General features: G+C 56.3%; 12 protein-coding genes and 1 pseudogene. 10 read left to right on the top strand and 3 right to left on the bottom strand.

The features are described 5' to 3' along the window. The first annotated feature begins 1 nt into the window (after window position 1). Both ACIPL2_RS02465 and ACIPL2_RS02470 read left to right on the top strand, forming a co-directional pair. The gene (locus ACIPL2_RS02465; RefSeq protein ID WP_401352680.1) at window positions 2-895 is read left to right on the top strand and encodes an ATP-dependent nuclease; all 894 of its coding nucleotides are present in this window, start codon (window positions 2-4) and stop codon (window positions 893-895) included. Continuing rightward, window positions 888-1,976, top strand: a complete 1,089-nt coding sequence (locus ACIPL2_RS02470) for a UvrD-helicase domain-containing protein (RefSeq protein WP_401352681.1) — start codon at window positions 888-890, stop codon at window positions 1,974-1,976. The genes ACIPL2_RS02465 and ACIPL2_RS02470 overlap by 8 nt, the downstream gene beginning before the upstream one ends. A 217-nt stretch (window positions 1,977-2,193) precedes the next feature. Here the strand turns inward: ACIPL2_RS02470 and ACIPL2_RS02475 are convergent, their stop codons facing one another. The 3 genes from ACIPL2_RS02475 to arcD (ACIPL2_RS02485) form a co-directional block, all read right to left on the bottom strand. Continuing rightward, entirely contained in the window at window positions 2,194-3,177 is a 984-nt protein-coding gene (locus tag ACIPL2_RS02475; RefSeq protein WP_401352683.1) for a hypothetical protein, read from the bottom strand. A gap of 371 nt (window positions 3,178-3,548) precedes the next feature. Further along, a complete protein-coding gene (locus ACIPL2_RS02480) occupies window positions 3,549-4,073 on the bottom strand; it encodes a cupin domain-containing protein (protein ID WP_401352684.1) in 525 nt (174 codons plus the stop codon). 234 nt (window positions 4,074-4,307) lie between these two features. Next, window positions 4,308-5,735: an arginine-ornithine antiporter gene (gene arcD, locus ACIPL2_RS02485; protein WP_401352685.1), complete on the bottom strand. Its 1,428-nt coding sequence runs from the start codon at window positions 5,733-5,735 to the stop codon at window positions 4,308-4,310. Between the two features lie 384 nt (window positions 5,736-6,119). Between arcD (ACIPL2_RS02485) and arcD (ACIPL2_RS02490) the strand changes: the two genes are divergently transcribed. From arcD (ACIPL2_RS02490) to ACIPL2_RS02525, 8 genes and pseudogenes are all read left to right on the top strand, one after another. Further along, window positions 6,120-7,547, top strand: a complete 1,428-nt coding sequence (arcD, locus tag ACIPL2_RS02490) for an arginine-ornithine antiporter (protein WP_401352687.1) — start codon at window positions 6,120-6,122, stop codon at window positions 7,545-7,547. 34 nt (window positions 7,548-7,581) lie between these two features. Beyond that, complete coding sequence (arcA, locus tag ACIPL2_RS02495) at window positions 7,582-8,838, top strand: arginine deiminase (RefSeq protein WP_401352689.1); 1,257 nt, start codon at window positions 7,582-7,584, stop codon at window positions 8,836-8,838. A 71-nt stretch (window positions 8,839-8,909) separates the two neighbouring features. After that, a complete protein-coding gene (locus ACIPL2_RS02500; RefSeq protein ID WP_401352690.1) occupies window positions 8,910-9,920 on the top strand; it encodes an ornithine carbamoyltransferase in 1,011 nt (336 codons plus the stop codon). 155 nt (window positions 9,921-10,075) lie between these two features. Then, complete coding sequence (gene arcC / locus ACIPL2_RS02505; RefSeq protein WP_401352692.1) at window positions 10,076-11,005, top strand: carbamate kinase; 930 nt, start codon at window positions 10,076-10,078, stop codon at window positions 11,003-11,005. Window positions 11,006-11,071: 66 nt separating this feature from the next. Next, window positions 11,072-11,434, top strand: a complete 363-nt coding sequence (locus tag ACIPL2_RS02510; protein ID WP_401352694.1) for a DUF5064 family protein — start codon at window positions 11,072-11,074, stop codon at window positions 11,432-11,434. A gap of 41 nt (window positions 11,435-11,475) precedes the next feature. Continuing rightward, window positions 11,476-12,042, top strand: coding sequence for a hypothetical protein (locus ACIPL2_RS02515; RefSeq protein ID WP_401352695.1), 567 nt, complete (start codon window positions 11,476-11,478; stop codon window positions 12,040-12,042). 172 nt (window positions 12,043-12,214) lie between these two features. Further along, a pseudogene (locus ACIPL2_RS02520) lies at window positions 12,215-13,688 on the top strand (DUF3300 domain-containing protein). 68 nt (window positions 13,689-13,756) lie between these two features. After that, window positions 13,757-14,596 carry a DUF2950 domain-containing protein gene (locus tag ACIPL2_RS02525; RefSeq protein ID WP_401353346.1) on the top strand — a complete coding sequence of 280 codons (840 nt, stop codon included), beginning with the start codon at window positions 13,757-13,759 and terminating at the stop codon, window positions 14,594-14,596. The last annotated feature ends 155 nt before the right edge of the window (window positions 14,597-14,751 follow it).

Below are 14,751 nucleotides of genomic sequence, written 5' to 3' on the forward strand. Positions count from 1 at the left end.
CATGGCGTTGGCGATGGATCAGACATCCCGCACATCTTGGGAAAGCGTGGTCACTCCACATGTCGACGGCCTGCCATTTGCGATGGCTGGCCAGGGCCAACAGGCTGCAATCAAGATCTCACTCGCGATGAAGCGCCATTCCTCGAAGGCGAACATCGTGATGATTGAGGAGCCCGAAAATCATCTATCTCACACGAGCCTTACCACTCTACTCAATCGCATCGAAAATCTGGCGACGGAAGAGCAGCAGCTCTTCATTTCGACTCACAGCACATACGTGTTGAACCGGCTCGGCCTCGACGCATTGCTACTTCTTCACCGCAACAGCGCGTCCAAAATAACAGAACTTCATCCAGAGACAGTGAGCTATTTCCAAAGACTGCCTGGCTACGACACCCTCCGCCTAGTGCTGGCGAAAAAGGTTGTCTTGGTCGAAGGGCCGTCCGACGAAATCATCTTCGAACGCGTCTATAAGGATTGTTTCGGCGTACGCCCGATGGCCCACGGGATAGATGTCATCAGTATGCGTGGGCTGGCCCTAGCGCGATGCCTTGAGCTTTGCGCCGCGATGAACAAGCCTGTAGCTGTGATGCGCGACAACGATGGCGTTGACCCAATCGACCTACGTACTCCGGTTCTAAAGTGGCTGGACGTGAGGCGCAGAGAGCTGTTCATCGGCACCGTCGCTGACGGCACCACGCTCGAACCCCAGCTTATTACAGCGAACGGCGAGCCTCAGTTGCGCAAGATGCTTGGCATCACTGCGGCAGCAACCCTATTGACCTGGATGGCGCGCGAGAAAACAGAAGGGGCAATTCGACTGGCTGAGTCGGATGAGGTGCTCAGCCCACCTGCCTACATGAAGGCTGCGGCGGAGTTCATCCACAATGCCTAATCTACTGACCTTGGCTGTCGCTGGTGGTAGGAAAACTCAAGGACTGGTCGATCACTGCAAAGCGCTAGCTACCGAACGGCGTGTGCTCGTTGTCACGTTCACTCAGACCAATCAGCAGGAACTGATACATCGCCTCGGCTCCCAAGCCGGCGATCGCCACAACATCGAAGTTCTGGGCTGGTACACATTCTTGCTTCGCCACTTTGCAAAACCGTTCCTGCCATTCAAATTCCCAGGGGAGAGGGTAGGGGGCTTCAACTTCGACGGCCGTCCCAGCATGTTCGCGAAGGACAGGCAAAGGTTTATGGACGGTAGTAACCAGATCTACGCATGCGAACTCGGCCGTCTCGCTCGGGAGCTGATGGCGGCCACCCCCGCGTTGATACGCAGACTGGAATGTCTTTACGACGAGATCATGATCGACGAGGTGCAAGATCTCAGTAGCTATGACTGGGAAATCGTCCATGAGTTGCTTGAGTCTAGGATCGACATCCGCATGGTTGGTGACGTTCGCCAAGCGGTACTCTCGACTAACCCCAGAGGACAGAAAAACAAACAGTATGGGTATGCAGGTGCACTGGAGTGGTTTCTTGTTCGCGAAAAAGGAGGTCTGCTGAGCATTGACTACGCGACCACGACTTACCGCTGCCGAACTGAGATTGCGACTTTCTCTGACACCATATTTGATGCGTCATGGGGCTTCCCAGAAACCACATCTGAGAACCACGTGGTGTCTGAACATGATGGCGTGTACTTGGTGCATTCACAGCATGTCGCCCAATACGTCGAGCGGTATAAGCCTCAGTGTCTTCGCAGCACCATAGCTTCTGGTAAGGAGTTCGTTTTGGACTTCATGAATTTCAAGGTATCGAAAGGCGCCACGTTCGAACGTGTGCTGATCATGCCAACCGCGCCGATCAAAGCTTTCATCCAGAAGCAGACGTATCTCGAGTCCACGCCAGCTTCCGCCTTTTATGTGGCAGCTACGCGCGCCAAGCAAAGCCTAGCGATCATCATCGATAAACCTGGCAACTCGAAACTGCCGGTGTGGGTGCCTTCATCCAGAGGAAGACCTGATTGAATAGCCTCAACGAATTTGTTGCGGTAGAGCAGGGCGCAAATGAATGGATAGCGCGCCGTCTCCATTTATCGTTTGTTTTGGTCGCCGGAAACCCTGTCAATATAACGCCAAATATTGTCCTCTTAATTCTGAAATTGACTTAAGAGCTGATGTAGCAAACACATTAGTAAGCCTGCGTATAAGTAAAAGAACAGGAGGGATTAAACTGCCTTCCGACTTACTTTCGGAATGATTTCCGAATACTTGAAAATGTGAGCGTTCGAAACTTTTCCACAGCATTCCGAATGACTGGATCCGAAGCATTCGCGGCCATCTCCACCAGCTGGAGCCTACATTTCCTTGCAAATTTACCCTCGGGAGAGGTTGAAAAAAGCTTTGAAGGCTGGAGCGGCCTACCCGCATCTACATCCAAGTGCTTCAGATAAGGTTCAAAAATTTCGCTAAATTTTGGATCTAGCGCTCGCAATTCCCCCTGCGGCAACATCTCCAACCAGACGCCATTTGCGCCTTTAGAAAACTGGCTAAGTAGTCCTGGACTGCTCTGGCTTCCCATAACTTGCCTTCTAGACTGCAAAGAGAACCTTGCAATTGCGAAATACATGAGTGTGATTTGTTTGTATTCCTCGCCATACGGCAAAGCTGCGAGACTCTTCATGTACCAGTCCAGCTCGTACTCTGACAATTTACTAAAATGTCGCTCAGGCTGCGCCCATAAGCCACACAACACAGAACCAGTCTTAGCTATAGAAACGTCTTGAAAATAGAAATCGTAAAATCTGTTGATAACAACCTGCGCGAGACCAAGTTGGCATAATGAGTCGCGTGGCGATGATAGAAAGGGTCGCCAAGAAGGATTCATCATCCAGTTTCCGTATGGTTCCAGGGGATTCGGTAGAAATTTCAAACACGCTGCAGGAGCGCACCAATCAGCACCTGGAGTATGAAAAAAATCCACATATCGACACAGATCCTGGGCCTGCAGATCCAATAAAGACAGTCCTTCGGAGAAGCACCAATTCAGAAGGCGCTCGAGATGTATGGTCTCGAAGTAGTAGGACTCATTGGCTTGCTCAGGAGTCCAACTATGGGCCAGCCAAGCAAGATATCGCTGGCAGTACCATAAGCTAACAAACGGAAGGCAGAATGCATCTACAGCCTCAAGCCGGGCTGTCAGTTCGCTATTTTCTGGAAATTGTTCCAAGCCCCGCGGTCGCCATTGAGCGTAAGGGCAAAACATCGGGAATGGGACAAACGGCGACGCCATATGGGCACCAGCATCGTACTATCAGGGACAGCTTCAGAGATATTGTAGATGGTCACGGCGCACGGGTCGGACAACACAGATCATTGGACGCAAACTTTAGCCTGACTCTGAAGAGAACTATCTAAGCTCATGAAAAATCAGTCGGCACAGATTCGTGAAAATACCGACACAGAATCGCGAAAATGGACAGCTTCGGAAAGGTTCCACTCAGACACATCATTTAACATAATATACATTACACGTAACACGATGTTTCCAGATTAGCCTGGTTGCACGCAGATCTTGAAGAGCTCATTCCCCCAAACCCTTCATTCTCGAGTCAGCCTCTGAACCAGCTCCCAATGCTCCGGAAACTGCTCGCCGAGTTTGTGCTGGCTGCCCATCTCCATGTCCGCAAAATCAAACCCTGGTGAAACCGCTTCACTGATCAATCCGAACCCCTCCGACCCATCCGTCAGCTGCGAAGCTTTCCAGACGCCACCCGGTACGTGCAGCTGCAAACATTGTCCGGCGAGAATGTCGCTGCCCATCACGACAGTTTTCAATGTGCCGTTCGGGAAAATCAGGCAGTACTGAATCGCATCTCCCAAATGGTAGTAATGCAGGATGTCGGATCGGTTCAGATGAAAGTATCCAATTGGCGACTCGCGGGTCAGCAGGTAATAAATGGAGGACATCAAATAACGCTGGCCACCGGCGGTCTCGGCCATTGGCTGGTGATCGGTCTGAAAGGTTCTGCGAAAGTAACCACCTTCGACGTGAGGTTCCAGGTTGAGTTCAGCGATCACGTCTTGAGCGTTTTGAAAGTGCTTGTTGCGCCCGTTATCCGTCATGTTGCAAGCTTCCCGTCGTTCAAGAAGTCGTACCAGATCTGGCTATAACCCTTACCTGCTGAAAAAGGCTACATATAACAAAATTATATAACTACACTAAATAGATGTTTAGTTTAGTTATATGCAAGGCGCTTCCTGGCTTGTTATTTCGCCCTAAAATATCAGCTGCAGCCCCTCCTCCAGCATCGTCGCCCAAGCATAAGTTGCGAGTACTTCAGCAACAAGCTGACAAACTCACAAGCTCAACAATCCGCTGTACAGCCCGTACGCCGCCAGCCCCGCGCCGCTGATGACGCAGGTGAATATTCCTTTCTCGACCGAGGTGAACACAGGCTCGCCCTGTTCATGCCTTGCCTTGGCGAACAGGATCACCCCCGGCGCATACAGCAACGCCGAAAGCAGCAAATATTTGAGCCCGGCGGCGTACAACAACCACACCGCATAGCTCAGGGCAATGCCACTGATCAGCAGGTCTTTGCTCCGTTGCGCCGACGCGTGTTCGTAGGTCTCGCCACGCCCGCTCAACAGCACGGCATAGGCCGCCGACCACAGGTACGGCACCAGGATCATCGAGGACGCGAGGTAGATCAGACTGGTGTACGTTCCAGCGGAAAACAGCGTAATCAGCAGAAAAAACTGGATCATCACGTTGGTCATCCACAACGCATTGACCGGCACATGATTGGCGTTTTCCCTGGTCAGGAACACTGGCATGGTTTTGTCTTTGGCCGTGGCAAAGAGGATTTCGGCACACAACAGCGCCCAGGACAACAAAGCCCCCAGGAGTGAAATCGCCAGGCCGATACTGATCAGCAGTGCGCCCCAAGGGCCGACGATATGTTCCAGCACCGCCGCCAACGAAGGATTCTGCAACCTGGCCAGTTCGGGCTGGCTCATGATCCCCAGCGACAGTACATTCACCAGCACCAGTAACGCCAATACGCCAAGGAAACCGATGACCGTCGCCCGGCCAACGTCCGACCGTTTCTCCGCCCGGGCCGAGTAGACACTCGCCCCTTCGATGCCGATAAAAACAAACACTGTGACCAGCATCATGTGCCGGACCTGATCCATCACACTGCCAAAATCCGGATTGCTGCGCCCCCAGATGTCACGGGTAAAAATGTCTGCCTTGAAGGCGACAGCGGCAATGACGATGAACATGATCAGCGGCACGATCTTGGCCACAGTGGTCAACTGATTGATGAAGGCGGCTTCCTTGATCCCGCGCAACACCAGAAAATGCACGGCCCACAGCAGCACTGAGGCACAACCGATGGCGATGGGTGTGTTGCCATGGCCAAACACCGGAAAGAAATACCCGAGGGTACTGAACAGCAGCACGAAGTAGCCGACGTTGCCCAGCCAGGCACTGATCCAGTACCCCCAGGCGGACGAGAACCCCATGTAATTTCCGAACCCGGCCCTGGCGTAGGCGTAGACACCGGAATCCAGATCGGGTTTGCGATTGGCAAGTGTCTGGAACACGAAGGCCAGGGTCAGCATTCCCACGGCGGTGATCGCCCAACCGATCAATATCGCGCCAGCATCGGCATGGGCTGACATGTTCTGCGGCAAAGAGAAGATCCCGCCGCCAATCATGGACCCCACGACAAGAGCGATTAGCGCGCTCAGGCGAAGCTTGTGCGTCGATTGCGACATTTCGGGGCTCCTGTTCCCCGACATGCCGGGGCAGACCTGCATGGGCTAAACAGAGCGTAATAACGGTTATTCGATAACGCCAATAATTGTGCTTATTTAACGTTTATATTTTTACCGTGATGCATATATTTATTAGCTTTATCTATGACTTTTGATACAGCAATTCCGTACTTGAAAAGCCCTTTTGAAATTTGCTTAAAAGAAAAAAAGAACTAGCTTAATAACTCACTGTAATGCGTGATATTCCGACCGTGCCTTAGGCTCTAGAACGCCGGCGTCATAGGCGAAGTCACGTATTTTTTGCCTCCCTCCGGACTTAGGTCGCCTCATAAATACTGGCACGCTAAAAGCAGTAACCCTCCTCCCCTGCAATGGAGTGATGCAATGTCTGAATCCCCGGGCAAATTGAAACTTGGTGCACTGGTTGCTTTAGTCGTGGGTTCAATGATCGGAGGCGGGATTTTTTCCTTACCACAGAACATGGCTGCCAGTGCGGACGTCGGCGCCATTCTGATTGGCTGGGCGATTACCGCCGTCGGTATGTTGACCCTCGCGTTTGTCTTCCAGACGTTGGCCAACCGCAAGCCAGATCTGGACGGCGGGGTCTACGCCTACGCCAAGGCCGGTTTCGGCGACTACATGGGTTTTTCGTCCGCCTGGGGTTACTGGATCAGCGCCTGGTTGGGCAACGTAGGTTATTTCGTACTGCTATTCAGTACGCTCGGGTATTTCTTTCCAGTCTTCGGTGAAGGCAACACAGTCGCGGCGATTATTGGCGCGTCGGTGTTGCTCTGGGCGGTGCACTTTCTCGTATTGCGCGGGATCAAGGAAGCGGCGTTCATTAACCTGGTCACCACCGTCGCCAAGATCGTGCCGCTGCTGCTGTTCGTGTTGATTGCCGTGTTCGCGTTCAAACTGGACATCTTCACCGCCGATATTTGGGGCCTGAAAAGCCCCGATCTGGGCAGTGTGATGAATCAGGTGCGCAAGATGATGCTGGTCACCGTCTGGGTGTTCATCGGCATCGAGGGCGCGAGCATTTTTTCCGCCCGGGCGGAACAACGCAGCGACGTGGGTAAAGCCACGGTGATTGGTTTCATTACCGTGCTGCTGTTTTTGGTGCTGGTGAACGTGTTGTCGCTGGGCATCATGACCCAACCGGAACTGGCCAAACTGCAGAACCCTTCGATGGCCGCAGTGCTCAAACACGTGGTCGGGGAATGGGGCGCCGTGTTGATCAGCGTCGGGCTGATCATCTCGCTGCTGGGGGCGCTGCTGTCGTGGGTACTGTTGTGTGCGGAGATCATGTTCGCCGCCGCCAAGGACCACACCATGCCGGCGTTCCTGCGCAAGGAAAACGCCAACCATGTACCGGTCAACGCGCTGTGGCTGACCAATGCCATGGTCCAGGTGTTCCTGGTCATCACGCTGTTTTCGGCCAGCACCTACCTGTCACTGATCTACCTCGCCACCTCGATGATTCTGGTGCCGTACCTGTGGTCAGCGGCTTACGCCTTGCTGCTGGCCGTGCGTGGCGAAAGCTACGAAGGCGCGCCAGGCGAACGGCAGAAGGATCTGATCATCGGCGCTGTGGCGTTGATCTATGCGGTCTGGCTGCTGTATGCCGGGGGCATCAAATACCTGCTGCTGTCCGCCCTGCTCTATGCCCCCGGCGCGATTCTTTTCGCCAAGGCTAAACTTGAAATAGACAAACCGGTTTTCACCCACGTCGAGAAGCTGATATTCGCCGCAGTGGTGGTGGGTGCCCTGGTGGCGGCCTACGGTCTCTATGACGGCTTCCTGACCCTGTAACAGCCCTGTTTTTAACCTCTGGAGGATCACTGAAATGACCACGGAAAAAGTTAAGTACGGCGTGCATTCCGAGGCCGGCAAACTGCGCAAAGTCATGGTTTGCTCGCCTGGTCTGGCCCACCAGCGGCTGACTCCCAACAACTGTGATGAACTGCTGTTCGATGATGTCTTGTGGGTGGCCCAGGCCAAGCGCGACCATTTCGATTTCGTCACCAAAATGCGCGAGCGCAACGTCGAAGTGCTGGAAATGCATAACCTGCTGACCGACATCGCCGCCCTCCCCGATGCCCTGGACTGGATCCTGCAGCGCAAGATCACCGCCAATTCGGTGGGCCTGGGCCTGATCGATGAAACCAGCTCGTGGTTGCGCAGCCTGGAGCCGCGCAAGATCGCCGAGTACCTGATTGGCGGCGTATCCGGCGACGATCTGCCGACCAGCTTTGGTGGCAAGACCATCGAAATGTTCCGCGATTTCCTCGGTCATTCCAGCTTTATTCTGCCGCCGCTGCCCAACACCCAGTTCACCCGCGATACCACCTGCTGGATCTATGGCGGCGTGACCCTGAACCCTATGTACTGGCCGGCGCGTCGCCAGGAAACCCTGTTGGCCACCGCCATCTACAAATTCCATCCGCAATTCACCAACGCTGACTTCGAAGTCTGGTACGGCGACCCTGACGTGGAACATGGTAACTCCACCCTTGAAGGCGGCGACGTCATGCCGATCGGCAACGGCGTGGTGTTGATCGGCATGGGCGAACGTTCGTCCCGTCAGGCCATCGGCCAACTGGCGGTCAACCTGTTCAAGCACAAAGCGGTGGAAAAAGTGATCGTTGCCGGCCTGCCAAAATCCCGCGCGGCCATGCACCTGGACACCGTATTCAGCTTCTGTGATCGCGATGTAGTGACCATCTTCCCGGAAGTGGTAAGCCAGATAGTCGCCTTCACCCTGCGCCCCGACGAAAGCAAACCGGGGGGCATCGACATCCGTCGTGAAGAAACCAGCTTCCTCGACACCGTGGCTCAGGCTCTCAATCTCAAGGCCTTGCGCGTCGTCGAAACCGGCGGCAACAGCTTCGCCGCCGAACGCGAACAATGGGACGATGGTAATAACGTGGTGGCCGTGGAACCCGGTGTGGTCATCGGCTACGACCGCAACACCTACACCAACACGTTGCTGCGCAAAGCCGGGGTCGAAGTCATCACCATCAGTGCCGGCGAACTCGGGCGCGGCCGTGGCGGCGGCCACTGCATGACCTGCCCGATCATCCGCGACCCGATTGACTATTAATCTGCCCGCCAGGGCCGGCGCTTGATAGAGCGCAGGCCTTGGGGAAATCTGAAATTCAAGGAGACCCGATCATGGCTTTCAATATGCGCAATCGAAGCCTTCTCTCGCTGATGCATCACACCACCCGTGAGCTGCACTATTTACTGGACCTGTCCCGTGACCTCAAACGCGCCAAGTACACCGGCACCGAGCGTCCACACCTGCAAGGCAAGAACATCGCGCTGATCTTCGAAAAAACCTCGACCCGGACCCGTTGCGCCTTCGAAGTGGCGGCCCATGACCAAGGCGCCCACGTTACCTACATCGATCCGGTGTCGTCGCAGATCGGCCACAAGGAAAGCATGAAAGACACCGCCCGCGTGCTGGGGCGGATGTTCGATGCCATCGAATACCGGGGCTTCGAACAGGAGATCGTCGAAGAGCTCGCCGAGTTCGCGGGAGTGCCGGTGTTCAATGGCCTGACCGCCGAATTCCACCCGACGCAAATGATCGCCGACACCCTGACCATGCGCGAACACAGCGACAAACCGCTGCATGAAATCAGCTACGCCTACCTCGGTGACGCCCGCTATAACATGGGCAACTCGCTGTTGATGATCGGGGCCAAGCTCGGCATGGACGTGCGCATCGCTGCACCGAAAGCGTTGTGGCCAACGGAGGACTTTATCGCCCAATGTAAAGCCTTCGCCGAAGACAGTGGCGCGCGCATCACCATCACCGAAGACCCGAAAGCAGCGGTCAAGGGTGTGGACTTCATCCACACTGACATCTGGGTGTCGATGGGTGAGCCGGTGGAAGCGTGGGACGAGCGCATCGAGCAACTGCTGCCCTATCAGGTCAACGCCGACATGATGAAGGCCTCAGGCAATCCGCGTGTGAAATTCATGCACTGTTTGCCTGCCTTCCACAACAGCGAAACCAAGGTTGGCAAGGACATCGCTGCGCGGTATCCGCACTTGGCCAACGGCGTCGAGGTGACGGAAGAAGTCTTCGAATCACCGGCCAACATCGCCTTCGAGCAAGCGGAAAACCGTATGCACACCATTAAGGCGATCCTGGTGTCGGCACTGGCGGATATCTAACGGCCCATGCGGTCGGCTCTTTGTGGGAGCGTGGCTTGCCCGCGATAGGATCGACGCGGTGTGCCTAATGCACCGAGGTGTCTGCATCGCGGGCAAGCCACGCTCCCACAGGGAACTGTGTCTCCTGTTACTTCTCTGTTTAGAAGGACTGCATTATGCGTATCGTCGTCGCTCTGGGCGGTAACGCCCTGCTCCGCCGGGGGGAACCCATGACCTCGGACAACCAGCGCGCCAATATCCGTATCGCCACCGAGCAAATTGCCAAGATCCACCCCGGCAACCAACTGGTCATCGCCCACGGCAATGGTCCGCAGGTCGGGTTGCTGTCCTTGCAGGCAGCGGCTTATACCTCGGTGTCACCCTATCCGCTGGACGTGCTCGGCGCCGAAACCGAAGGCATGATCGGCTACATCATCGAACAGGAACTGGGCAATCTGCTGGACTTCGAAGTCCCCTTCGCCACTTTGCTGACCCAGGTCGAAGTCGACGCCAACGACCCAGCCTTCCAGAACCCCACCAAACCCATCGGCCCGGTGTACACCAAAGCCGAGGCGGAAAAACTAGCGGCCGAAAAAGGCTGGGCCATTGCCCCGGATGGCGACAAGTATCGCCGCGTGGTCGCCAGCCCCAAACCGAAACGCATCTTCGAAATACGCCCGATCCAGTGGTTGCTGGACAAGGGCAGCATCGTGATCTGTGCCGGTGGCGGCGGCATTCCGACCCTGTACACGTCGCCAGGCAAACTGGAAGGCGTCGAAGCGGTCATCGACAAAGACCTGTGCTCGGCGCTGCTGGCCGAACAGCTTGACGCGGATCTGCTGGTGATCGCCACCGACGTCAGTGCCGCCTTCATCGATTTCGGCAAACCAACCCAGAAAGCCATCGCCCAGGCTCACCCGGACGACATGGAAACCCTCGGCTTCGCGGCGGGGTCCATGGGACCGAAGGTGCAGGCAGCCTGCGAATTCGCCCGCCATACTGGAAAGACTGCGGTGATCGGCTCGCTCTCGGATATCGAAGCGATCGTCCAAGGCAAGGCCGGCACCCGCATCAGCACCGCGACACCCGGTATTTCGTACTCATAGACGCGTGAACATAGGGGGCAGGCCCGGTCTGCCCCGATTCAAGGTCTTTTTCGAGGAGAGTCGACAATGGCTACGTTCGAACCCGGTCACCTGCACATCGAGCGACACGCACTGAACGACAAGGATGTCAGCTACAACCTGCACATAGACTATGAAGTCACCCAGGATCCCAAACAGGGCAAAGGGATGCAGTTCACAATGCACGGCAGCATTCAGGGCAAGGACATGACGGAATCGTTTTTCCTGCCCAAGGATCAAGCCTATAACTTCGCCAGCAACGTCACAAAAATCGCCGAGAAATACGGGATTCCGAAGTCGCAGAGCAACATTGGTTCAGTCCACAAACCCTACGACAAGATGTTCGAAGATGTGCGGGTGCAACTGAACATGCAGTCCGGAGACCCCATCAATCCTGAGCACTTCGAGTGACCTGGATTCGTTCTGTCTACCCTCTATGGAACAGCAGACCCATGAAACCCATCCGCGCCGTTGCCCTCGCTTCACTCCTCTCGACCGCCTGCCTGACGGTCCATGCCGCCGATATCCCGTTGGGCAGCACGGCCATGGAAGGTCATATCGTTTCTCGCGTACTGGCCGTTGACCCCGCGAACTACCAGGTCACTATCGAAGATCGCAACAAGAGTCCAATCCCCATCCAGCTCACCGATCAGGCCAAGAACCTGCACAATTTGAAAGTCGGCGACACGGTCGATATTCAGGTAGTTCGTTCGGTCGCTTATGTACTTGATACCGATGTTGGCGGCGAACCGGGCGTCACGAATGAAGCCATGACCATCCGCGCCGCCAAGGACGATCCCAACCCCGGAGGTGAAGCGGTTCGCCAGGTCAAGGTCACGTCGAAGATCACTCGCATCGACTTGAAACAGCATGAGGTGACCTTACTTCCGCCAGAGGGAAAAGTGACTGTGCTGAAAGTCGAAGACCCGAAGCTTCAGGAAAGAATGAAGAAACTTCAGGTGGGTCAGACGATCGATGCCATTTATACCGAAGTCATGAAGGTCAAAACGTCACGCTAGCGACGTTCGCCGACAAGCGTGGCCTCGAACGACAGGACTTGAGTCCGACAGCGCTGTTTCCGTGAGTACCGCAGGATGAATGGCAGGGCCTTACTCGGCAAAGCGTCTGAAAGTCAGCTGTACTGAGCATTATCCGATCATCGCCAGCCTGCCTGGCCACATGGGGGGCGCAATGCGCATTCCATTATTTTACGCGGTGTCAGTTGTACTGTTTTTGCAGGGTTCTGCTTGTCTGGCGCAGTCACCGGATGCCACCGCTGCCGATGCGCCACCCGTGGCGGCGGCCGCCAAGGATGCGGTCTTTACTGAGGAGCAGCTGGATCAGATGCTGGCGCCGATTGCCCTTTATCCGGACCCACTCCTTGCACAGGTGCTGATGGCCAGCACCTACCCAGGGGAAGTCGCCGAAGCCGTCACCTGGTCTAAAGCGAACCCCAAAGCCAAAGGCGATGATGCAGTCAAAAAAGTAGCCAGTCAGCCCTGGGACCCTAGCGTGCAAGCGCTGGTCGCCTTTCCGCAGGTGCTGGTGACGCTGGGGCAGGATCCCGCCTGGGTTCAGCGACTGGGCGACGCCTTCCTGGCGCAGCCCGACGATGTGATGGGCGGCGTGCAACGCTTGCGGCATCAAGCGCAGGCCGCGGGCAACCTGCAGAGCAACCAGTATCAGAACGTGACGGTGCAGAATGTGACGGCCCCCGCCGCGGCACCTGCATCGCCATCGACAATCGCATCCTCGGCCCCCGGCCAGCTCCTCGTCCACTATCATCATTCAACCCGCCGATCCGCAGGTGGTGTACGTTCCTGCCTATAACCCGACAACCACCTACGGCACCTGGGCCTATCCGGCTTCGCCCCCCGTCTACTACCCGCCGCCACCCGCCTATTACCCCGGTTCGGCATTGATGGCCGGGCTGGCGTTCGGTACCGGCGTCGCGATCATCGGCTCGTTATGGGGCGACTGTGACTGGGGCAATAACGACATCGACATCGACGTCAATCGCTACAACAACATCAATCGCAACAACCAGATCACCAACAATCAGAACAAGTGGCAGCACAACGCAGTGCATCGCGACGGTGTTCCCTATCGAGACAACAGAAGCCGCCAGGAATTTGGCCGCCAACTTAACGGTGCCACTCAGCGCCAAGCCTATCGGGGCGACAATGCCCAGCGCGCCCAGGCCCGTGAAAATGCCCGTGGCGCCATGGACAGAAGCGGTTTCGAGAGACCGGCCACTAGCAACCGACAAGCCCGTGATCAAGCCCGCCAGGCGCAGTCGGGAATCTCGGCAGGTAATCGAATGCAGGCTGGCGCAGACAGACCGAAAGTGGCTGACAGAAGCCAACGCGATGGCAAAAACATTCGCGAGAACCCGCAGCCCAGAAGGCAGGATGCTCAGGTGAGTCAGCGCAGGCAGGACCTCTCCCAGACGCGCCAGGGTACGCAAAATCGGCCGGCCGCCAGCCCCGGCAGTGCCCGCAACAACGCATTCGCCGGCGTGCGCTCACCCTCCCAGACCAATGCACAAGCCCTACGTGGCCGGGCCAGCCAGGCTTCCGCTCAGCGTCCGAGCGCCATGCGTTCTGCCGGTCATCAGATCAGCCGGCCGTCCGCCCCAATGCGTTCGAGAGGGGGCCGTCGGTGAACAGCCAACATCGAGTCACAACGCTCATAACCGCTCTGGCGATCACCACAGGCTTGGCGTGGTCGTGCATGGCGATGGCGCAGCAGGCATTCTCAACGCCGGAAAAGGCCGCTGAAGCGTTCGTCAAGGCGCTCGGTACGGAACACGCCGATCAGGCACGCCTCACCGAGTTGCTGGGGGAAGACTGGCGCAGCGTCATTCCCCGCGAGGGTGTGCAACGCAGCGACGTGGATGCGTTTTTGCAGCAATATCACGAGCAACATCAGATCGAAAAACTCAGTGATCGCAAGACCCTATTGGCGGTCGGCAGTGACCACTGGACACTGCCGATCCCCATGGTTAAAGGGGCAAACGGCTGGCGGTTCGACATGAAGGCCGGCAGCGCTGAAATCCGTGCACGGCGAATCGGCCGCAACGAACTCTCCACGGTGCAATCCGTGCTGACCTATCACGACGCCCAGATGGACTACGCGTCGGTGGACCGTGAAGGTGACGGCACACTTGAATACGCGCAGAACATCTTCAGTACACCGGGCACACACGACGGACTCTATTGGGCGGATGACGACAGCGGTCAGATCAGCCCGCTAGGTCCATTGTTCGGCAACACCACTGTCGGCGAGGACTGGCACGGTTACCATTTTCGCATTCTCAAGGGACAAGGCCCGTCGGCACCCGGCGGGGCTTACAGCTACTTGATCGGAGACAAAATGAGCCGCGGCTTCGCACTGATCGCCTGGCCGGCAAAATACGACGACACCGGTGTGATGAGCTTCATGATCAGCCATGAAGGACAGGTGTTCGAGAAAGACCTGGGCCCCCAAAGCGGCAAGCTCGCTCAGTCGATGAAGCTGTTTGATCCGGACAACAGCTGGAAGGAAGTGACGGTCGACCCAAAACCGCAATGATGCCGGTCCCAACCCTGCGCTTCGGGTTGCATTCGCGAATTAGCGATATGCAGGGATAGTGACTACGCTTCTGATCGGGTGGCCTCTATGGAGCTTGGCGTGACTATGATTGCTGTCAGACGGCTCTTCATCTTACCGATCGTCACTCTGGCAGG

This window comes from Pseudomonas sp. NPDC086251 (genome assembly GCF_044746405.1).
Classification (GTDB): domain Bacteria; phylum Pseudomonadota; class Gammaproteobacteria; order Pseudomonadales; family Pseudomonadaceae; genus Aquipseudomonas.

Coding starts and splice junctions, on each gene's coding strand:
- ACIPL2_RS02510 (WP_401352694.1), top strand. CDS start 11,072: ATGGCTACGTTCGAACCCGGTCACCTGCACATCGAGCGACACGCACTG.
- arcA (WP_401352689.1), top strand. CDS start 7,582: ATGACCACGGAAAAAGTTAAGTACGGCGTGCATTCCGAGGCCGGCAAA.
- ACIPL2_RS02500 (WP_401352690.1), top strand. CDS start 8,910: ATGGCTTTCAATATGCGCAATCGAAGCCTTCTCTCGCTGATGCATCAC.
- arcD (WP_401352685.1), bottom strand. CDS start 5,735: ATGTCGCAATCGACGCACAAGCTTCGCCTGAGCGCGCTAATCGCTCTT.
- arcD (WP_401352687.1), top strand. CDS start 6,120: ATGTCTGAATCCCCGGGCAAATTGAAACTTGGTGCACTGGTTGCTTTA.
- ACIPL2_RS02525 (WP_401353346.1), top strand. CDS start 13,757: ATGGCGATGGCGCAGCAGGCATTCTCAACGCCGGAAAAGGCCGCTGAA.
- ACIPL2_RS02515 (WP_401352695.1), top strand. CDS start 11,476: ATGAAACCCATCCGCGCCGTTGCCCTCGCTTCACTCCTCTCGACCGCC.
- arcC (WP_401352692.1), top strand. CDS start 10,076: ATGCGTATCGTCGTCGCTCTGGGCGGTAACGCCCTGCTCCGCCGGGGG.
- ACIPL2_RS02470 (WP_401352681.1), top strand. CDS start 888: ATGCCTAATCTACTGACCTTGGCTGTCGCTGGTGGTAGGAAAACTCAA.
- ACIPL2_RS02480 (WP_401352684.1), bottom strand. CDS start 4,073: ATGACGGATAACGGGCGCAACAAGCACTTTCAAAACGCTCAAGACGTG.
- ACIPL2_RS02465 (WP_401352680.1), top strand. CDS start 2: ATGGCGTTGGCGATGGATCAGACATCCCGCACATCTTGGGAAAGCGTG.